This is a genomic window from Klebsiella sp. GB_Kp056 (assembly GCF_040064755.1).
Taxonomy (GTDB): Bacteria; Pseudomonadota; Gammaproteobacteria; order Enterobacterales; family Enterobacteriaceae; genus Klebsiella; species Klebsiella quasipneumoniae.
The window spans coordinates 15,306-35,539 of sequence record NZ_JBEAJA010000067.1 but is presented as its reverse complement, the minus strand read 5'-3'; the positions used below and the strand labels follow the sequence as shown (position 1 = coordinate 35,539).

The 20,234-nt window shown below is 58.7% G+C and carries 18 protein-coding genes; 13 read left to right on the top strand and 5 right to left on the bottom strand.

All coding sequences use genetic code 11. From position 1 onward, the window contains the following. The first annotated feature begins 203 nt into the window (after window positions 1–203). The 3 genes from pepA to ABLV52_RS23200 all read left to right on the top strand — a co-directional run bounded on the left by pepA (window position 204) and on the right by ABLV52_RS23200 (window position 5,135). Window positions 204–1,715, top strand: coding sequence for a leucyl aminopeptidase (gene pepA, locus ABLV52_RS23210; RefSeq protein WP_004206531.1), 1,512 nt, complete (start codon window positions 204–206; stop codon window positions 1,713–1,715). A 121-nt stretch (window positions 1,716–1,836) separates the two neighbouring features. Continuing rightward, window positions 1,837–2,280: a DNA polymerase III subunit chi gene (gene holC, locus ABLV52_RS23205; RefSeq protein WP_048296514.1), complete on the top strand. Its 444-nt coding sequence runs from the start codon at window positions 1,837–1,839 to the stop codon at window positions 2,278–2,280. Beyond that, window positions 2,280–5,135 carry a valine--tRNA ligase gene (locus ABLV52_RS23200; RefSeq protein WP_044525210.1) on the top strand — a complete coding sequence of 952 codons (2,856 nt, stop codon included), beginning with the start codon at window positions 2,280–2,282 and terminating at the stop codon, window positions 5,133–5,135. Before holC ends, ABLV52_RS23200 begins: the two co-directional genes overlap by 1 nt. A gap of 47 nt (window positions 5,136–5,182) precedes the next feature. On the opposite strand, the gene ABLV52_RS23195 is transcribed toward ABLV52_RS23200, so the two are convergent. Beyond that, window positions 5,183–6,376, bottom strand: coding sequence for a DUF898 family protein (locus ABLV52_RS23195; protein WP_072013443.1), 1,194 nt, complete (start codon window positions 6,374–6,376; stop codon window positions 5,183–5,185). Window positions 6,377–6,561: 185 nt separating this feature from the next. On the opposite strand from ABLV52_RS23195, the gene ABLV52_RS23190 reads away from it, so the two are divergent. Further along, window positions 6,562–7,065, top strand: coding sequence for a GNAT family N-acetyltransferase (locus ABLV52_RS23190; RefSeq protein WP_032454663.1), 504 nt, complete (start codon window positions 6,562–6,564; stop codon window positions 7,063–7,065). Between the two features lie 252 nt (window positions 7,066–7,317). Here ABLV52_RS23190 and miaE read toward each other — a convergent pair whose 3' ends face one another. Together miaE and rraB are read right to left on the bottom strand one after the other, a co-directional pair. After that, window positions 7,318–8,082, bottom strand: a complete 765-nt coding sequence (gene miaE, locus ABLV52_RS23185) for a tRNA isopentenyl-2-thiomethyl-A-37 hydroxylase MiaE (protein WP_023291769.1) — start codon at window positions 8,080–8,082, stop codon at window positions 7,318–7,320. Between the two features lie 58 nt (window positions 8,083–8,140). Then, window positions 8,141–8,563, bottom strand: coding sequence for a ribonuclease E inhibitor RraB (gene rraB, locus ABLV52_RS23180; protein WP_023291768.1), 423 nt, complete (start codon window positions 8,561–8,563; stop codon window positions 8,141–8,143). 163 nt (window positions 8,564–8,726) lie between these two features. Here rraB and argF point away from each other — a divergent pair, with 163 nt between their 5' ends. Next, window positions 8,727–9,731, top strand: coding sequence for an ornithine carbamoyltransferase (gene argF / locus ABLV52_RS23175; RefSeq protein ID WP_348890976.1), 1,005 nt, complete (start codon window positions 8,727–8,729; stop codon window positions 9,729–9,731). Window positions 9,732–9,800: 69 nt separating this feature from the next. Here the strand turns inward: argF and ABLV52_RS23170 are convergent, their stop codons facing one another. After that, window positions 9,801–10,253 (bottom strand): YhcH/YjgK/YiaL family protein, encoded by a 453-nt coding sequence (locus ABLV52_RS23170; protein ID WP_065805914.1) that lies wholly within the window; start codon window positions 10,251–10,253, stop codon window positions 9,801–9,803. Window positions 10,254–10,447: 194 nt separating this feature from the next. Between ABLV52_RS23170 and ABLV52_RS23165 the strand changes: the two genes are divergently transcribed. From ABLV52_RS23165 to ridA, 5 genes are all read left to right on the top strand, one after another. After that, on the top strand, window positions 10,448–10,552 hold the full coding sequence (locus ABLV52_RS23165) for a pyrBI operon leader peptide (protein ID WP_002886930.1): 105 nt from the start codon (window positions 10,448–10,450) through the stop codon (window positions 10,550–10,552). Next, complete coding sequence (locus tag ABLV52_RS23160) at window positions 10,527–10,586, top strand: pyrBI operon leader peptide (protein WP_227650304.1); 60 nt, start codon at window positions 10,527–10,529, stop codon at window positions 10,584–10,586. Before ABLV52_RS23165 ends, ABLV52_RS23160 begins: the two co-directional genes overlap by 26 nt. A 2-nt stretch (window positions 10,587–10,588) precedes the next feature. Beyond that, on the top strand, window positions 10,589–11,524 hold the full coding sequence (gene pyrB, locus ABLV52_RS23155; protein ID WP_004206522.1) for an aspartate carbamoyltransferase: 936 nt from the start codon (window positions 10,589–10,591) through the stop codon (window positions 11,522–11,524). 13 nt (window positions 11,525–11,537) lie between these two features. After that, window positions 11,538–11,999: an aspartate carbamoyltransferase regulatory subunit gene (gene pyrI, locus ABLV52_RS23150; protein WP_002886927.1), complete on the top strand. Its 462-nt coding sequence runs from the start codon at window positions 11,538–11,540 to the stop codon at window positions 11,997–11,999. Window positions 12,000–12,152: 153 nt separating this feature from the next. Then, window positions 12,153–12,539 carry a 2-iminobutanoate/2-iminopropanoate deaminase gene (gene ridA, locus ABLV52_RS23145; RefSeq protein WP_002886926.1) on the top strand — a complete coding sequence of 129 codons (387 nt, stop codon included), beginning with the start codon at window positions 12,153–12,155 and terminating at the stop codon, window positions 12,537–12,539. Window positions 12,540–12,612: 73 nt separating this feature from the next. Here the strand turns inward: ridA and mgtA are convergent, their stop codons facing one another. Then, window positions 12,613–15,321, bottom strand: coding sequence for a magnesium-translocating P-type ATPase (mgtA, locus tag ABLV52_RS23140; RefSeq protein ID WP_023291764.1), 2,709 nt, complete (start codon window positions 15,319–15,321; stop codon window positions 12,613–12,615). A 379-nt stretch (window positions 15,322–15,700) separates the two neighbouring features. On the opposite strand from mgtA, the gene treR reads away from it, so the two are divergent. From treR to treC, 3 genes are all read left to right on the top strand, one after another. Beyond that, window positions 15,701–16,648: a trehalose operon repressor TreR gene (gene treR / locus ABLV52_RS23135; protein WP_177335411.1), complete on the top strand. Its 948-nt coding sequence runs from the start codon at window positions 15,701–15,703 to the stop codon at window positions 16,646–16,648. Window positions 16,649–16,778: 130 nt separating this feature from the next. Beyond that, window positions 16,779–18,197, top strand: a complete 1,419-nt coding sequence (gene treB / locus ABLV52_RS23130; protein WP_023291762.1) for a PTS trehalose transporter subunit IIBC — start codon at window positions 16,779–16,781, stop codon at window positions 18,195–18,197. 51 nt (window positions 18,198–18,248) lie between these two features. Continuing rightward, entirely contained in the window at window positions 18,249–19,904 is a 1,656-nt protein-coding gene (treC, locus tag ABLV52_RS23125) for an alpha,alpha-phosphotrehalase (protein WP_044525203.1), read from the top strand. Window positions 19,905–20,234 lie beyond the last annotated feature (330 nt).

Sequence of the window (20,234 nt, the reverse complement as noted above, 5' to 3'; positions counted from 1 at the left end):
CAACAGCGGACATGAGTTACGAAAGCTTGCAATTATATACTCAATGGATTTCGAGTTGTAAGAAGGCAGCAGGGCTGTGGCCCCTGGCGCGCACAATGTGCCACGTCAGGGTAAGCAGGCGCAGCCGGCGCATCTGCAACTTGAAAGGCGACGAGTATAGCCGTAGCCACCACTGTTGTCTTTAAGATTCAGGAGCATAGTGCATGGAGTTCAGTGTAAAAAGCGGTAGCCCGGAGAAGCAGCGGAGCGCCTGTATCGTGGTCGGCGTCTTTGAACCACGTCGCCTCTCCCCCATCGCCGAACAACTCGATAAAATCAGCGACGGCTACATCAGCGCCCTGCTGCGTCGCGGCGAGCTGGAAGGCAAACCTGGCCAGACGTTATTGCTGCACCATGTGCCGAACATTCTGTCTGAGCGCATTCTGCTGATTGGCTGCGGCAAAGAGCGCGAACTGGATGAGCGTCAGTACAAGCAGGTCATCCAGAAAACCATCAATACCCTGAATGATACCGGTTCAATGGAGGCAGTCTGCTTCCTGACCGAGCTGCACGTCAAGGGTCGTAACAACTACTGGAAAGTTCGCCAGGCGGTGGAAACCGCCAAAGAGACGCTGTACAGCTTCGATCAGCTGAAGACCAACAAAAGCGAGCCGCGTCGCCCGCTGCGTAAAATGGTCTTTAACGTGCCGACCCGTCGCGAGCTGACCAGCGGCGAACGCGCCATTCAGCACGGGCTGGCGATCGCCGCCGGCATCAAAGCGGCGAAAGATCTCGGCAACATGCCGCCGAACATCTGTAACGCCGCCTATCTGGCCTCCCAGGCGCGCCAGCTGGCCGATACCTATAGCAAAAATGTTATCACCCGGGTGATCGGCGAACAGCAGATGCGCGAGCTGGGAATGAACGCCTACCTCGCCGTCGGCAACGGTTCGCAGAACGAGTCGCTGATGTCGGTCATCGAGTATAAAGGCAACCCGTCGGAAGACGCGCGCCCTATCGTGCTGGTCGGTAAAGGCCTGACCTTCGATTCCGGCGGTATCTCCATCAAGCCGGCCGAAGGCATGGACGAGATGAAGTACGACATGTGCGGCGCCGCGGCGGTGTACGGCGTGATGCGGATGGTTGCTGAGCTGCAGCTGCCGCTGAACGTGATCGGCGTGCTGGCGGGCTGTGAAAACATGCCTGGCGGTCGCGCTTATCGCCCGGGCGATGTTCTGACCACCATGTCCGGCCAGACGGTGGAAGTGCTCAACACCGACGCCGAAGGCCGCCTGGTGCTGTGCGACGTGCTGACCTACGTTGAGCGCTTCGAGCCGGAAGCGGTTATCGATGTCGCGACGCTGACCGGCGCCTGCGTGATTGCCCTCGGCCATCACATCACCGGCCTGATGTCGAACCATAACCCGCTGGCCCATGAGCTGATCGGCGCCTCTGAACTGGCGGGCGACCGCGCATGGCGTCTGCCGCTGGCCGACGAGTTCCAGGATCAGCTGGAATCCAACTTTGCCGATATGGCGAATATTGGCGGCCGTCCTGGCGGCGCGATCACCGCCGGCTGCTTCCTGTCGCGCTTCACCCGCAAGTACAACTGGGCGCACCTCGACATCGCCGGCACCGCCTGGCGTTCCGGTAAGGCCAAAGGCGCCACCGGTCGTCCGGTCGCGCTGCTGTCGCAGTTCCTGCTCAATCGCGCGGGTTTTAACGGCGAAGAGTGATTGCCGTCTGATGCCCGGTGGCGCTACGCTTACCGGGCCTACGGAAAGATGCCGTTTGTAAGCCGGGTAAGCGTAGCGCCGCCCGGCTTTACATTTAAATCCACAACAAGAAGCCCCATATATGAAAAACGCAACGTTCTATCTTCTGGACAACGAAGACACCGTCGAAGGCCTGAGCGCCGTCGAGCAGTTGGTGTGTGACATTGCCGCAGAACGTTGGCGCAACGGCAAGCGCGTCCTGATCGCCTGTGAAGATGAGCAGCAGGCGATTCGTCTCGATGAGGCGCTGTGGTCGCGACCACCGGAGAGCTTTGTGCCGCACAATCTGGCGGGCGAAGGCCCGCGAGGCGGCGCGCCGGTAGAGATTGCCTGGCCGCAAAAGCGCAACAGCAGCCCGCGGGATATTCTGATCAGCCTGCGGCTTAACTTTGCAGATTTTGCCACCGCTTTCACAGAAGTGATAGACTTTGTCCCTTACGAAGAAAATCTGAAACAACTGGCGCGCGAACGCTATAAGGCGTACCGCATGGCTGGTTTCAACCTGAACACGGCAACCTGGAAATAATGGAAAAGACATACAACCCACAAGATATCGAACAGCCGCTTTACGAGCACTGGGAAAAGCAGGGCTATTTCAAACCGAATGGTGATGAAAGCCAGGAGAGCTTCTGCATCATGATCCCGCCGCCGAACGTCACCGGCAGTTTGCATATGGGTCATGCCTTCCAGCAAACCATCATGGATACCATGATTCGCTACCAGCGCATGCAGGGCAAAAACACCCTGTGGCAGGCGGGGACCGACCACGCGGGTATCGCTACCCAGATGGTGGTTGAGCGTAAGATTGCCGCTGAAGAAGGGAAAACCCGTCACGACTACGGCCGCGATGCCTTTATCGACAAAATCTGGCAGTGGAAAGCGGAATCCGGCGGCACCATTACCCGTCAGATGCGCCGTCTCGGCAACTCCGTTGACTGGGAGCGCGAGCGCTTCACCATGGACGAAGGCCTTTCCAATGCCGTGAAAGAAGTCTTCGTTCGCCTGTACAAGGAAGACCTGATCTACCGCGGCAAACGCCTGGTTAACTGGGACCCGAAACTGCGTACCGCCATCTCCGATCTGGAAGTGGAAAACCGCGAGTCTAAAGGCTCCATGTGGCATATCCGCTATCCGCTGGCCGATGGCGCGAAAACCGCTGACGGTAAAGACTACCTGGTGGTCGCCACCACCCGTCCGGAAACCCTGCTGGGCGATACCGGCGTGGCCGTTAACCCGGAAGATCCGCGTTACAAAGATCTGATTGGCAAATTCGTGGTGCTGCCGCTGGTTAACCGCCGCATCCCGATCGTGGGCGACGAACACGCCGACATGGAAAAAGGCACCGGCTGCGTGAAGATCACCCCGGCGCACGACTTTAACGACTACGAAGTGGGTCGTCGTCACCAGCTGCCGATGATCAACATCCTGACCTTTGACGGCGACATCCGCGAAAGCGCGGAAGTGTACGACACCAAAGGCAATGAATCCGACGTCTACTCCAGCGAGATCCCGGCGGAGTTCCAGAAACTGGAACGCTTCGCGGCGCGTAAAGCCGTCGTTGCGGCGGTTGACGCCCTCGGCCTGCTGGAAGAGATCAAACCGCACGACCTGACCGTGCCTTACGGCGACCGCGGCGGCGTGGTTATCGAACCGATGCTGACCGACCAGTGGTACGTGCGCGCGGACGTGCTGGCCAAGCCGGCGGTGGAAGCCGTTGAAAACGGCGACATTCAGTTCGTGCCGAAGCAGTACGAAAACATGTACTTCTCCTGGATGCGCGATATTCAGGACTGGTGTATCTCCCGTCAGCTGTGGTGGGGTCACCGCATCCCGGCATGGTACGACAACGACGGCAACGTTTACGTGGGCCGCACCGAAGACGAAGTGCGTCAGGAAAATAACCTCGGCGCCGACGTGGCGCTGCGCCAGGACGAAGACGTGCTGGATACCTGGTTCTCCTCCGCGCTGTGGACCTTCTCCACTCTCGGCTGGCCGGAAAACACCGACGCCCTGCGTCAGTTCCACCCGACCAGCGTGATGGTCTCCGGCTTCGACATCATCTTCTTCTGGATCGCCCGCATGATCATGATGACCATGCACTTCATCAAAGATGAAAACGGCAAACCGCAGGTGCCGTTTAAGACCGTCTACATGACCGGTCTGATCCGCGATGACGAAGGCCAGAAGATGTCCAAATCCAAGGGTAACGTTATCGACCCGCTGGATATGGTTGACGGCATCACCCTGCCGGAGCTGCTGGAGAAACGTACCGGCAACATGATGCAGCCGCAGCTGGCGGAGAAAATCCGTAAGCGCACCGAGAAACAGTTCCCGAACGGCATCGAGCCGCACGGCACCGACGCCCTGCGCTTCACCCTGGCGGCGCTGGCCTCTACCGGCCGCGACATCAACTGGGATATGAAGCGTCTGGAAGGTTACCGTAACTTCTGTAACAAGCTGTGGAACGCCAGCCGCTTCGTGCTGATGAACACCGAAGATCAGGATTGCGGCTTCAACGGCGGCGAGAGGGTGCTCTCCCTGGCCGACCGCTGGATCCTCGCGGAATTCAACCACACCGTCAAAGCGTATCGCGAAGCGCTGGATAACTTCCGCTTCGATATCGCCGCCGGCATCCTGTACGAGTTCACCTGGAACCAGTTCTGCGACTGGTACCTGGAACTGACCAAGCCGGTGATGAACGGCGGCAGCGAAGCGGAACTGCGCGGCACTCGCCATACGCTGGTGACCGTGCTGGAAGGTCTGCTGCGCCTGGCGCATCCGATCATTCCGTTCATCACCGAGACCATCTGGCAGCGCGTGAAGGTCATCTGCGGGATCACCGCCGACACCATCATGCTGCAGCCGTTCCCGCAGTATGATGCCTCTCAGGTGGATGACGCGGCGCTGGCCGACACCGAATGGCTGAAGCAGGCGATCGTCGCCGTACGTAACATCCGTGCGGAAATGAACATCGCCCCGGGCAAACCGCTGGAACTGCTGCTGCGCGGCTGCAGCAAAGAGGCCGAGCGTCGCGTGAACGACAACCGCAGCTTCCTGCTGAATCTGGCGCGTCTGGAAAGCATTACCGTGCTGCCTGCCGATGATAAAGGTCCGGTCTCCGTGACCAAGATCGTCGACGGCGCCGAGCTGCTGATCCCGATGGCGGGCCTCATCAACAAAGAAGATGAGCTGGCGCGTCTGGCGAAAGAAGTGGCCAAAATCGAAGGCGAAATTGGCCGCATCGAAAGCAAGCTGGCTAACGAAGGCTTTGTCGCCCGCGCGCCGGAAGCGGTGATCGCCAAAGAGCGCGAGAAGCTGGAAGGCTACGCGGAAGCGAAAGCGAAGCTGATTGAGCAGCAGGCGGTGATCGCCGCGCTGTAATTGCTCGCGATAGAAAAAAGGCCGGAGCTTGCTCCGGCCTTTTTACATTACAGGAACGGCAGCATCGGAAAAAAACCGCCGCATAGTTTGTCAGATACCGTCGGCTGCGGTGGTGCCGCCGGCTGCAGATCGAGCGAATCGAACTCACCGACCATCGTCGTGTTTTCAGCAATATAGCGTAGCAAATCAATCTTGAACCAGGGATAGGCCAGCCCCAGCGTCAGCGGCGTGAGAAACGTCAACGCCAGTAAACGCGGAGCAAGACCGAAAAACGTCAGGGTGGAACGAAAATGAACGCTGTCCCCCAGCACCAGGTTATTCATCGCGTGATTACGTAAAGCCACACGAAGGTATGCCATGGATAACACGATACCGATAGTGAGGAATATATATCCCCCTAATATCGCCCCAAGATGCCGCAATGCCATAAACAGTGCCGAACCTTCACTGCACAGACCAAACATACAGCCCGTCAGCAGTTGAGCGAATGCGGAAAATAAAAAGCCAATAAAAATGATGATAAACGGCAACAAAATCGCCGTTGCCCATAAAAAAATCACCACACAACGCTTAGTACTCACATAAATATTAAATTTATTTTTGCCTAAGGTTGCGCCTTTGCCGATGAGATCAAGCCAGTGGCTGTAAACCACACCGCTGGTTATTGCCATAATAACTAGCGCCAGCAAAAGCAGAACAACGATCCCCAGCAGCATGCTATTTAGGCCATTGTAAAAGAGCCGACTTCCCAGCATGGCGAACACCACCGCTGTTAGCACGTATATCAGCAAAGGTAAGCCGAGCATAATCCACCATCCGCGCAGCAGATGACACTGAACCCCAAAGCGAATATTCGCGAAAGAGGTCATCGTCGCATGGTAGCTTAACCCCTTAATTATCATTACCGGCAGCAGGATAAGAAATGCCAGCGTCTCCAGCCCTTCGCTACCGGGAGAGAAAATGGCAAGCGCTAAGCTGAGTAAAACCAGCACGACAAATATCAATAGCCAGCTGAGTAAAATCGTGATACCGCGCCCGTGATAGGCAAAGCGGGCGCCATTAACCTCCATATTCTCACAAAGATAACGGCGACTCCGTACCCATGCCCATGGAATAAATAACCCACAAGTTATTACAGAAAAAATAATATTAACCAGACAAATAATAAAATAGCGCCCGACCTGACCATGAAAAACAAAAGAATGGCCAGAACGCTGCAATTGCCCTGAAATCATACTCATAAAAAAGTCGTCCTTGTACTTTAAACCATATATAAAAATAATAAATAATGCGCATCGGCATTAAGCGAGCAGAATATATTATTTTGAATTTTCCCGGCAATACATTTCACGCGCACCTTGCGCCTGTAAACGAATAATGGTATTAAAGAAATATATGGTTATTTAAGCTAAAATTGAGTGATTCTATGAATCTTGCCGCGCCACAGACCTTTACTTTACGCCGTATCGCGGTACAGGATAACGCTGCGATAGCGGCCGTCATCCGCCAGGTATCCGCAGAATATGGCCTGACGGCCGATAAAGGCTATACGGTCGCCGACCCGAATCTCGATGAGCTGTATGAGCTGTACAGCCAGCCAGGCTCGGCCTATTGGGTGGTGGAGAAAGAGGGAGAAGTGGTTGGCGGCGGCGGCGTCGCGCCGCTCGCCTGCAGCGAGCCGGATATCTGCGAGCTGCAGAAAATGTATTTCATGACCAGCGCCCGCGGCCAGGGGCTGGCGAAGAAGCTGGCGCTGCTGGCGCTGGACTACGCCCGCGAGCAAGGGTTTAAACGCTGCTATCTGGAAACCACCGCCTTCCTGACGGAGGCGATCGGCTTATATGAGCATCTTGGCTTCGAACATATTGACGGTCCGCTGGGCTGCACCGGCCACGTGGACTGCGAAGTGCGGATGTTGAAAACGCTGTAACGCATCACTACCCTGGGCCTCCCCGGTACCCCGGCTAAGCGTAGCGCGAGCCGGGGTATGTCCCGGATGGCACCGCTTGCACCTTACCCGTGCTCGCGGTGCCGTTTTTTTGTCGGGTGGCGGCTAACGCCTTACCCGACCTACGGCCCGTACCATGGCGAGCTGAAGCTCTCAACGCTATCTCTCCCCCCATGGCTACTGAGACTGCCGGCGTGAGTGGCGACCGGGGCGACGGGAGCCGAACAGCGTGGGCTACGCCGCCGCCGGCACGCCGCTGTGAAAGCGGAACTCGGCCTCCGGACGGAGGATCAGCGCCGCTTCCGCCTCGCCGAGCTGGCGGACCCGTTCGCTGATATCTTCTCCGGCAATCTTCTGCGCCAGATCCAGGTAGTCCTGATAGTGACGCGCTTCCGAGCGCAGCAGCGACAGATAGAACTTCTGCAGATCGTCGTCCAGCCACGGCGCCAGCGCCGCAAAGCGCTCGCAGGAGCGGGCCTCGATATAGGCGCCGCAGATAAGCTTATCGATCAGCATCACCGGCTCATGTGAGCGCACCTCCCGTCGCATGCCGCGGGCATAGTTGCTGGCGGTGATTTTGACGTAGGGGATATCGCGCGCCAGCATCATCTCCCGCACCTGCCAGAAGTGATGCAGCTCCTCTTTAATCAGCAAAATCATGCTGTCCAGCAGCTGACGGCCCCACGGGTCGTCGGTCTGCGGCATGGCGCTTTTGTTGATCCGCTTATGCAGGGCGACAAAATCCGGCTCCGGCCCCCGGCGGTAGGTGAAGTCTTCATACGGCTTCAGGCAGGCCAGCAGCTCGTCGGCGTCGGCTTTATCCGCGACGTAGCGACGCACCAGCAGCATGGCGTTCTGCGCCGCTTTCAGTTCGCACACCATATGGTCGGTCAGCAGCAGCGGCAGGTTTTCCGGCTTGCGGGCTTCGTCAATCCACGCCTGCGGCGTCGGGCAGTGCAGGAAGTTGATAATCGGGGAGAGTATCTGCGGGTAATCCATGGAAGTTCCTTGCTATACGGCGGCTGGCGCCGCCGTATCCATCTACATCATCTGCGACTTAGTGACGAACACCATCGTCGTCTTCATCGACAAAATCTTCGTCATCCTCGCCGTCTTCTTCACCGTTCGGGTCCTCATAGTAGGTGCCCCAACCGTCATACTCGACGTCAAATTTTTCTGCCAGCGTCATCAGCTGTTCCACCTGGGCATCGATCAGTTCTGCGTTCAGGGCGCATTCGCTCAGAATATCGCAGCAGATGACCACTTCACCCTCTTCCACTTCCAGCTCTTCGGGCTCGGTCACTTCATAGCCCAGCTTAAACGCTTCCACCGCCACTTTCTCCAGGGTTTCGAAATCGTCTGCAGAGAGGTGATGCTCAATCGTGTACAGTGCGTCCGGATCGCTGCCATCTTCCAGCAGCTCTTCGATAATCAGACGCGTCTCTTCACGCTGTTCTTCCAGGTGTTCCGGGTTTGCCATGGCTCGTTCCTCATAATGTGCGGCAGTTATCCCTATTGTCACATACCGCCGTCATTGCCTCCACTTCTCAGTGAAAGATTTCGATCACAGACTTGCAAATGAATATTCATACATATAAATTGAATTTTAATTCAATTAGTGGCCTATGCCAGGTGAGGGAACCATGTCTGCGTTTTACCAGAAGCATTTTTTAAAGTTACTCGATTTTACGCCTGCAGAAATCACCGACCTGCTCGAGCTGGCGGCAAAGCTGAAAGCCGATAAGAAAAACGGTATCGAAGTCCAGAAACTGGCAGGGAAAAACATCGCGCTCATCTTCGAAAAAGACTCAACCCGTACACGATGCTCTTTCGAAGTTGCCGCATACGATCAGGGCGCCCGCGTGACCTACCTGGGGCCCAGCGGCAGCCAGATTGGCCATAAAGAGTCGATCAAGGACACTGCCCGCGTGCTCGGACGGATGTACGACGGCATTCAGTACCGCGGCCACGGCCAGGAAGTGGTGGAGACCCTGGCGCAATACGCCGGCGTGCCAGTGTGGAACGGCCTCACCAACGAGTTCCACCCTACCCAGCTGCTGGCGGACCTGCTGACCATAAAAGAGCACCTGCCGGGCAAAGCCTTTAACCAGATGACGCTGGTCTACGCCGGCGACGCGCGCAACAACATGGGTAATTCGATGCTGGAAGCCGCGGCGCTGACCGGTCTGGATCTGCGCCTGGTGGCGCCCTCGGCCTGCTGGCCGGAGGCCGCGCTGGTGGAAACCTGTACCGCGCTGGCGAAACAGCAGGGCGGTAACATCACCCTGACGGAAGATATCGCCGCGGGGGTGCAAGGCGCCGATTTTATCTATACCGACGTCTGGGTCTCAATGGGCGAGGCGAAGGAAAAATGGGCCGAACGTATCGCCCTGCTGCGCGACTATCAGGTTAACAGTGCGATGCTGGCGCTGACCGGCAACCCGCAGGTCAAATTCCTCCACTGCCTGCCGGCGTTCCACGACGACCAGACCACGCTGGGCAAACAGATGGCTGCCGATTACGGCCTGCACGGCGGCATGGAGGTGACTGACGAGGTGTTTGAGTCGGCGGCAAGCGTGGTCTTCGACCAGGCGGAAAACCGGATGCACACCATCAAAGCGGTGATGGTGGCGACGCTGAGCAAATAGTCCTTCGCTCGCCGTCAAATCCCGGATCGCTCGGCGCGTATCCGGGATACCGCTCGTCAGGACGCTTTGTCACGCCATCAGCATCTTCACCACCGCTTTGCGCACCTTCGCCGGGGCGCCCACGGCGCACAGCGGTTTATGCACTTCGCCGGGATAAAACACCACAAAGTCCCCTTCGTTAAGGATCACCGTTTGCTCCTGCGCCCCCTCCGCCAGGAAAGCGATGTCTTTCTCCGCCAGCCAGTCGGTCTGCGGCTCTCCAGCCGGCAGGGTGCTGAAGGTCATCCCCTCGCTGCCGCGGAGCACAATCTGGATATCGAGATAGCGGGCATGGTATTCCGCGCGGCGCACGGCCTGCGGCTCGGTGGTGTCTTCGGAAATCAGATAAAACAGGTTGTTGCCGTCGATATCATGTTTACCCAGCGGCGTCGCCTCGCTGACATGGGCGATAACGTGTTCGATAGCCTCGCGCAGCGCGGCAGGCAGCCATGGCTGCAGATGGTGGATATTGCCAATAATCATCGCTTACCTCAAATATAAAACAACATTTCATTTTTGCGTTTTATACCCCCATCGTCGCTGCCATACCAGTGCAGTTTCACGGTTCTTTGCGCTGGCGCACTTTTCTGCAGGCAAACGATTACCTGTTTGTGAATGAATCGCTTGATCGTCATAACGGTCTGCGTATAATGCCAGTCGTTTTGCCGGGAGGAAGCATGGCCAATTGCGTACGACATTCTGTCTTAGCGCGTCTCAATGCAGACGCTGGCCTGCCGTTTTTCTTTCCGTTGCTCATTGGATTCCCGAAGCCCCTTATTTAAGGGGCTTTTTTTTTGCCCAGGCGTCAGGAGATAAGCATGGCTAACCCGCTATATCAAAAACATATCATTTCCATAAACGATCTCAGCCGCGAAGACCTCGAACTGGTGCTGGCGACGGCGGCAAAGCTGAAAGCTAATCCACAACCCGAGCTGCTGAAGCATAAGGTTATCGCCAGCTGTTTCTTTGAAGCCTCGACCCGCACCCGCCTCTCTTTTGAAACCTCGATGCACCGCCTGGGGGCCAGCGTGGTCGGCTTCTCCGACAGCGCCAACACCTCGCTGGGCAAAAAAGGGGAAACGCTGGCGGATACCATCTCCGTCATCAGCACCTACGTGGACGCCATCGTGATGCGTCATCCGCAGGAGGGCGCCGCCCGTCTGGCGACCGAATTCTCCGGCGGCGTGCCGGTACTGAACGCCGGCGACGGCGCCAACCAGCACCCGACCCAGACCCTGCTCGACCTGTTCACCATTCAGGAGACCCAGGGCCGCCTCGAAAACCTCAACGTGGCGATGGTCGGCGATCTGAAGTATGGCCGTACCGTCCACTCCCTGACCCAGGCGCTGGCCAAATTCAGCGGCAACCGCTTCTACTTTATCGCCCCGGACGCGCTGGCCATGCCGCAGTACATCCTCGATATGCTGGATGAAAAAGGTATCGCCTGGAGCCTGCATAGCGCCATCGACGACGTGATGGCGGAAGTGGATATTCTCTACATGACCCGCGTGCAGAAAGAGCGTCTGGATCCGTCGGAATACGCCAACGTCAAAGCGCAGTTCGTCCTGCGCGCCGCCGACCTCGAAGGGGCGCGCGCCAATATGAAGGTGCTGCACCCGCTGCCGCGCATTGACGAAATCACCACCGATGTCGATAAAACGCCGCACGCCTGGTACTTCCAGCAGGCCGGTAACGGCATCTTCGCCCGCCAGGCGTTACTGGCACTGGTACTGAATAGCGAGCTGGCACTGTAAGGGGAAATGAGAGATGACACACGACAATAAACTGCAGGTAGAAGCGATCAAACGCGGCACCGTGATCGACCACATTCCGGCGCAGGTCGGCTTTAAGCTGCTCACCCTGTTCAAACTGACCGAAACCGACCAGCGCATCACCATCGGCCTGAACCTGCCCTCCGGCGAGATGGGCCGCAAAGATTTGATTAAAATCGAGAACACCTTCCTGACCGACGAGCAGGTTAACCAGCTGTCGCTGTACGCCCCGCAGGCGACGGTAAACCGCATTGATGATTACGAAGTGGTGGGCAAATCCCGCCCGAGCCTGCCGGATCGCATCGACAGCGTGCTGGTGTGCCCGAACAGCAACTGTATCAGCCACGCCGAACCGGTTTCTTCCAGTTTTGCAGTGAAAAAACGCGCTGATGACATCGCACTCAAATGTAAATACTGCGAAAAAGAGTTTTCTCATTATGTGGTACTGGCCAACTAAATGCGGTTGGTATTGGTGGTAGGCCTCCCTATAATGGCTACCACCCTACGCTTCGTCCTTCAGGCGGCGTCTGCGCCCGGCGGCACAGCGCTTACCGCCTGGCGGCCACCTGAATGATTTTGCGTAACATTACTCAGTTCATCTGGAGATAACATGAGCAAAACTATTGCGACGGAAAATGCACCAGCAGCGATTGGCCCCTACGTTCAGGGCGTTGACCTGGGCAGCATGATCATCACCTCTGGCCAGATCCCGGTCGACCCGAAAACCGGCAGCGTTCCGGAAGACGTGTCCGCGCAGGCGCGCCAGTCGCTGAACAACGTGAAAGCCATCGTTGAAGCCGCAGGCCTCACCGTCGGCGATATCGTCAAGACCACCGTTTTCGTCAAAGATCTCAACGATTTCGCTACCGTTAACGCCACATACGAAGCGTTCTTCACTGAGCACAACGCCACCTTCCCGGCGCGCTCCTGCGTTGAAGTGGCGCGTCTGCCGAAAGACGTGAAGATCGAGATCGAAGCCATCGCCGTACGCCGCTGATCGCGAACCCCGGCATGAAAAAAGGCAGCCCGCAGGCTGCCTTTTTTACGGGGGTCATCCGCAAACCTTCCCCTCACTGCCAGCCGTAGCGGCGGCTGTAGAAGCCTTTGACCGTTTGGGTCAGCACCATATAGCCCGCCAGGATCGCCACCAGCCATGGGAAGTAGCTCAGCGGCAGGGCCTGCAGCTGCAGATAGCCCGCCAGCGGCGAGAACGGCAGCGCGATCCCCACCGCCATCACCACCAGGGTCATGGCGAACAGCGGCCAGGCGGCGCGGCTCTGGACGAACGGAATGCGCCGGGTGCGGATCATGTGCACGATCAGCGTTTGCGACAGCAGCCCTTCAATAAACCAGCCGGACTGGAACAGGGTCTGCATCTCCACGGTATTGGCGTGGAACACCCACCACATCAGGCCGAAGGTGAGGATATCGAAAATCGAGCTGATCGGGCCGAAGAAGACCATAAAGCGTCCGAGGTCGGCCGGGTTCCAGCGCTGCGGCTTGCGGATCTGTTCATCGTCGACATTATCGAACGGGATCGCCACCTGGGAGACATCGTAAAGCAGGTTCTGAATCAACAGGTGCAGCGGCAGCATCGGCAGAAACGGCAGGAAGGCGCTGGCCACCAGCACGCTGAAGACATTGCCGAAGTTGGAGCTGGCGGTCATTTTGATGTACTTAAGCATGTTGGCGAAAGTGCGGCGGCCTTCGATCACCCCCTCCTCCAGCACCATCAGGCTTTTCTCCAGCAGAATAATATCCGCCGCCTCGCGGGCGATATCCACCGCGCCGTCGACCGAGATGCCGATGTCTGCCGCGCGCAGCGCCGGGGCGTCGTTGATGCCGTCCCCCATAAAGCCCACCACGTGGCCTTCGCGTTTGAGCAGCGTCACGATGCGCTCCTTATGCAGCGGCGCCAGGCGGGCGAAGAGCGTGGTGCGTTTCGCCAGCGCCGCCAGCTCGTCGTCGCTCATGGCTTCAATCTGGCTGCCAATCACCACTTCGCCGGCATCCAGCCCCACTTCATGGCACACCTTCGCCGCCACCAGCTCGCTGTCGCCGGTGAGGATCTTCACCGTGATGCCGCTGGCTTTTAACGCTTTCAGCGCCGGGGCGGTGGTCTCTTTCGGCGGATCGAGGAAGGCGATGTAGCCTTCAAGGATCAGGTCCGACTCATCGGCGCGCTGGTAGTCGCCTTCGCGGGCCGGCAGGTACTTGGTCGCCACCGCCACCACCCGCAGCCCTTGCCGGTTGAGGGTGTCAGTGACCCGGCGGATGCGGCGCAGCATGGTGTCGTCCAGCGGCACGATATCGCCGTTGTAGCGCACCTGGGTTGAGACGTTGAGGATCTCCTGCAGCGCCCCTTTGCAGATCAGCTGATGCGCGGCGTCCTCCTCTTTCACCACTACCGACATGCGGCGGCGTTCGAAATCGAAGGGGATCTCATCCACTTTCTGCCAGCGCGCCGCCAGCCCGCGGGCGGCCTCCAGCTCAACGCCCTCCAGCACCGCGGTGTCGAGCAGATTTTTCAACCCGGTCTGGTAGTGGCTGTTCAGCCAGGCGGCATGCAGTACGCGCTCGCTGACCTTGCCGGAGACGTCGGTATGGTTCTCCAGCACAATCTTATCCTGAGTCAGGGTGCCGGTTTTATCGGTGCAGAGGATGTCCATCGCGCCAAAGTTCTGAATGGCGTCGAGGTGCTTCACGATGACCTTTTGCTTCGACAGCTTTACCGCCCCGCGCGCCAGCGTCGAGGTGACGATCATCGGCAGCATCTCCGGCGTCAGGCCGACCGCCACCGACAGCGCAAACAGCGCCGCCTCCCACCAGTCGCCTTTGGTGTAGCCATTGATCAGCAGCACCACCGGGGCCATCACCAGCATAAAGCGGATCAGCAGCATACTCACCCGGCTGATGCCTTTCTGGAAGGCGTTCGGCTCGCTCTCCTGCTCGCTGACGCGGCCGGCCAGTTGACCAAACCAGGTGTGGCCGCCGGTGGCGAAGACGATGGCCTGCGCCGAGCCGCTCACCACGTTGGTGCCCATAAAGCACAGGGTGTCGCACTCCAGCGGGTTCTGCTGCAGCGGATCGCGGCTGCGGGCCACTTTCTCCACCGGTAGCGATTCGCCGGTCAGCGAGGCCTGGGCGACGAACAGATCCCGCGCCTGCAGGATACGCAGGTCCGCCGGGATCATGTCCCCCGCCGACAGCCGGATGATGTCGCCCGGCACCAGCTGGTCGATAGGCAGCTCCAGCCAGCGGCTCTCCCCCTGCTCGTTGACCACCCGCAGCACGGTGGCGGTATTGCTCACCATCGCCTTCAGCGCATCCGCCGCTTTGGTCGAGCGCGCCTCCTGGATGAAGTTGAGCAGCGTCGAGATCCCCACCATTAGGGCGATCACCCCGGCGGCGAACAGATCTTCGGTGGAATAGGAGACGATGCCGAGCACCGTCAGCAGCAGATTGAACGGGTTGCGGTAGCAGGTCCACAGATGCACCCACCACGGCGAGGGCTTCTGCGCCGGGATCTGGTTGTCGCCGTGTTTAAGGATTTTCGCCGCCACTTCGCCTTCATTGAGCCCTTCAGGGTGGCTGTCAAAGGCGCGCCAGATCTCCTGGTCGTCCATCGCCGCCACGTCCAGGCACTGTTTGCCCAGCGACTCAGGAATGGGGCCGCTCGCCAGATGGCGGGCGTCCGGCAGCGGATCGCGCTGGACTAAACGGCGTGGCAGATGGCGGCTAAGCTGTGCGAACAGCTGCCGGGTATAATTTTTCAGCATAAACAGTCCCTCCGCGCTCGCGCAAGCGAACGCAGCGTTGCCGACGGGCGTAGCAAAACCTACCTGTCAGGCATGTTATTTTTATGGCAGGGACATCAAGGACGTCACTGCTTTACGCTTTCCGGTAAAGCAGTGTTAAACAGGCTTACCGGAAAGAAAGGTTGCTCCATCGAGGATGAGGAGTGGGATCGGGGTCCATAACTATCTCCGGTAAGTGAATTTAAACGGCGCGGATTATAGCGCCCTCGTTGAGGATTGTGTGGCAATAATGGCGATGATAAACCCGCGCAACTAAACCGAACGTAAACCAGACTTTGCTCATTGCGGTTTGGTTGAGTAGCATTAGGCTCACTTCTACCCACCCTGACGAGAATTCCGCATGCAGAACCGGCTGACCATCAAAGATATCGCGCGCTTAAGCGGCGTAGGGAAATCAACGGTATCCCGCGTCCTCAACAACGAGAGCGGGGTCAGCGAACGGACCCGCGAGCGCGTCGAAGCGGTGATGCAGCAGCACGGTTTCTCGCCCTCCCGCTCCGCCCGCGCCATGCGCGGCCAGAGCGATAAAGTGGTGGCGATTATCGTCACCCGTCTCGATTCGCTGTCGGAAAACCTCGCCGTGCAGACCATGCTGCCCGCCTTTTATGAGCAGGGTTACGACCCGATTATGATGGAGAGTCAGTTCTCCCCTGAGCTGGTGGAGGAGCATCTCGGCATGCTCGCCCGGCGTAATATTGACGGCGTGGTGCTGTTCGGTTTTACCGGCATCGACGAGGCGATGCTCGCTCCCTGGCGCGACACCCTGGTGCTGATGGCCCGCGACGCCCCCGGCTTCGCCTCGGTGTGCTATGACGACGAGGGGGCCATCACGCTGCTGATGCAGCGGCTCTACGAGCGCGGGCATCGCCACATCAGCTTCCTTGGCGTACCGCACAGCGACGTCACCACCGGCGAACGCCGCCATCTCGCCTACCTCGCCTTCTGTAAAAAGCATCGCCTGACGCCCACCGCCGCCCTGCCAGGGCTGGGCATGAAGCAGGGGTATGACACCGTCGCCAGCGTGCTGACGGCCGAGACCAGCGCCCTGGTGTGCGCCACCGATACCCTCGCCCTCGGCGCCAGCAAATATCTCCAGCAGCAGGGCCGCGATGCGCTGCAGCTCGCCAGCGTCGGCAGCACGCCGCTGATGAAGTTTCTCCACCCGGAAATATTGACCGTCGATCCTGGCTATGCCGAGTCCGGACGCCGGGCCGCCCGGCAGCTGATCGAGCAGATCGCCGGCAGCGTCGATCCCCGCCAGATCGTGATTCCCGCCGCCCTCAATTAATCTCGTTCGGGCGATTTATGTGATCGTCGCCGGGTTTCGGGAACGTTCCCATTTTGCAAATCAAGCGGAACGGTTAGGATGCCCTCAAGGTAAAAACGGCATCTCTCCCCTCTGTTTTTGAGGCTTCATCATGAGCAAAGTAAACCAGCAGGACATCGATAAACTGATCGAACTGGTGGGCGGGCGCGGCAATATCGCCACCGTCAGCCACTGTATTACCCGTTTGCGCTTTGTGCTGAACGACCCGGCCATCGCCAGACCAAAAGAGATTGAGCAGCTGCGCATGGTGAAGGGATGCTTCACTAACGCCGGCCAGTTCCAGGTGGTCATCGGCACCGAGGTGGGTGATTACTACAAGGCCCTGCTGGCGACCACCGGTCAGACTTCCGCCGATAAAGAGCAGGTCAAACAGGCCGCGCGGCAAAATATGAAGTGGCATGAACAGCTGATCTCGCACTTCGCCGAGATCTTCTTCCCGCTGCTGCCGGCGCTGATCAGCGGCGGTCTGATCCTCGGTTTCCGCAACGTCATCGGCGACTTACCCATGAGCAACGGCCAGACGCTGGCCCAGATGCACCCGTCGCTGAAAACCATCTATGACTTCCTGTGGCTGATTGGCGAGGCGATCTTCTTCTATCTGCCGGTGGGGATCTGCTGGTCGGCGGTGAAGAAGATGGGCGGTACGCCGATCCTTGGGATCGTCCTGGGCGTGACCCTGGTGTCCCCGCAGCTGATGAACGCCTATCTCCTCGGCCAGCAGGTGCCGGAGGTGTGGAACTTCGGCCTGTTTACCATTGCTAAAGTCGGCTACCAGGCGCAGGTCATCCCGGCCCTGCTGGCGGGCCTGACCTTAGGCTTTATCGAGACGCGCCTCAAGCGCATTGTGCCTGACTACCTCTATCTGGTCATTGTGCCGGTCTGCTCGCTGATCCTCGCGGTATTCCTCGCGCACGCCATTATCGGTCCGTTCGGCCGCCTGATCGGCGACGGCGTGGCCTTCGCAGTGCGCCATCTGTTAACCGGCAGCTTCGCGCCGATCGGCGCCGCGCTGTTTGGCTTCCTCTACGCGCCGCTGGTGATTACCGGTGTCCATCAGACCACCCTCGCCATCGATATGCAGATGATCCAGAGCATGGGCGGAACCCCGGTGTGGCCGCTGATTGCGCTGTCCAACATTGCCCAGGCGTCGGCGGTGGTTGGTATCATCATCGCCAGCCGCAAGCAGAATGAACGTGAAATCTCGGTACCGGCGGCGATCTCCGCCTATCTCGGGGTCACCGAGCCGGCAATGTACGGTATCAACTTGAAGTACCGCTTCCCGATGCTGTGCGCAATGATCGGCTCCGGCCTCGCCGGCCTGCTGTGCGGCCTGAACGGCGTGCTGGCGAACGGCATCGGCGTCGGCGGCCTGCCGGGGATCCTCTCCATCCAGCCGAGCTACTGGCAGGTGTACGCCATGGCGATGGCCATCGCGGTGGTGGTGCCGATTATCCTCACCACCGTGGTGTATCAGCGCAAGTACCGTCAGGGCACCTTGCAGATTGTCTAACTTCTTCTTTCGGGGCGCCTTTAGCGCCCCTCGTTGCAGCAGGAAAGTACTATGAATCATCTCCCCCACTGGTGGCAAAACGGCGTTATTTATCAAATCTATCCGAAGAGTTTTCAGGATACCACCGGCAGCGGCACCGGCGACCTGCGCGGCGTCACCTCCCGCCTCGACTATCTGCAAAAGCTTGGGGTCGACGCCATCTGGCTGACGCCGTTCTACGTTTCACCGCAGGTGGATAACGGCTACGACGTGGCAAACTACACCGCCATCGATCCCTCCTACGGCACGATGGCCGATTTTGACGCCCTGGTGGCGGAAGCGAAGGCCCGCGGGATCCGCATCGTGCTGGATATGGTGCTGAACCATACCTCGACCGAACACGAGTGGTTCCGTCAGTCGCTGAATAAGGAGAGCCCCTACCGTCAGTTCTATATCTGGCGCGACGGCGAACCGGACGCCCTGCCGAACAACTGGCGCTCCAAGTTTGGCGGCAACGCCTGGCAGTGGCATGCCGACAGCGGTCAGTATTATCTGCACCTGTTCGCCATTGAGCAGGCGGATCTCAACTGGGAGAACCCGGCGGTGCGCGCCGAGCTGAAAAAGGTCTGCGAATTCTGGGCCGACCGCGGCGTCGACGGCCTGCGCCTCGACGTGGTCAACCTGATCTCGAAGGATCAGGCCTTTCCCTGCGATGCGGACGGGGATGGCCGCCGCTTCTACACCGACGGCCCGCGGGTGCATGAGTTCCTGCAGGAGATGAGCCGCGATGTCTTCACGCCGCGTCATCTGATGACCGTCGGCGAGATGTCTTCCACCTCGCTGGAACACTGCCAGCAGTACGCCGCGCTGGACGGCCGCGAGCTGTCGATGACCTTTAACTTCCACCATTTAAAAGTCGATTATCCCGGTGGGGAGAAGTGGACCCTCGCCCGCCCGGACTATGTGGCGCTGAAGGCGCTGTTCCGCCACTGGCAGCAGGGGATGCACAACCGGGCGTGGAACGCGCTGTTCTGGTGTAATCACGATCAGCCGCGCATCGTCTCGCGCTTTGGCGACGAAGGCGAGTACCGGGTGCCGGCGGCGAAGATGCTGGCGATGGTGCTGCACGGCATGCAGGGCACGCCCTATATTTATCAGGGCGAAGAGATCGGCATGACCAATCCGCACTTCAACAGCATCAGCGATTATCGCGACGTCGAGAGCCACAATATGTTTATCGAACGTGCGGCGCAGGGGCAAAGTCCGGACGAACTGCTGGCGATCCTTGCCAGCAAGTCGCGCGACAACAGCCGCACGCCGATGCCGTGGCATGGTGGCGAGAACGGTGGCTTTAGCGATGGCGAACCGTGGATCGGCCTTGGCGATAACTACCGGGAGATCAACGTCGAGGCGGCGCTGGCGGACCCTGATTCGGTGTTTTATGCCTATCAGCAGCTGATTACGCTGCGTAAAACCCTGCCGCTGCTGACCTGGGGCGATTATCAGGATCTCCTGCCTGACCATCCGTCGCTGTGGTGCTATCGCCGTCAGTGGCAGGGACAAACGCTGGTGGTCGCCGCCAACCTGAGCCGCGACCTGCAGGCCTGGCAGCCTGAGGACGCCCCGGGCGAGTGGAAGATGATCATCAGCAACTATGCCGAGACCACGCCCCGCCCAACCGGGCTGACGCTGCGGCCGTTCGAAGCGGTATGGTGGCTGCAGGCGTAAGGTGTCCCCTGCCCTCCCGAAATGAGAAGGTCATGCCTGGCGCCGGTGGCGAACGCTAGGCATTTTTGCTTATTTTCCAGCCAGATAAATTTACATTTATCGCCAGCGCCCATCATCCGTACTCTCACCTTTTTACCTTGTTCTGGGTCAATAAAATCGCAAACATCTTTGATGCAAATCACTACATATAGAACTTAAAATGCGTCCCGGCCCTACATGTTGTATTAATCGTCTATTATGTCACCATATCTTGTCGATGTTTGGCGGTGATGAGATGTGGATAAAACGGGCCGGATCTGAAGGCAAACAGCACGAGCCGTAGCGTACAGC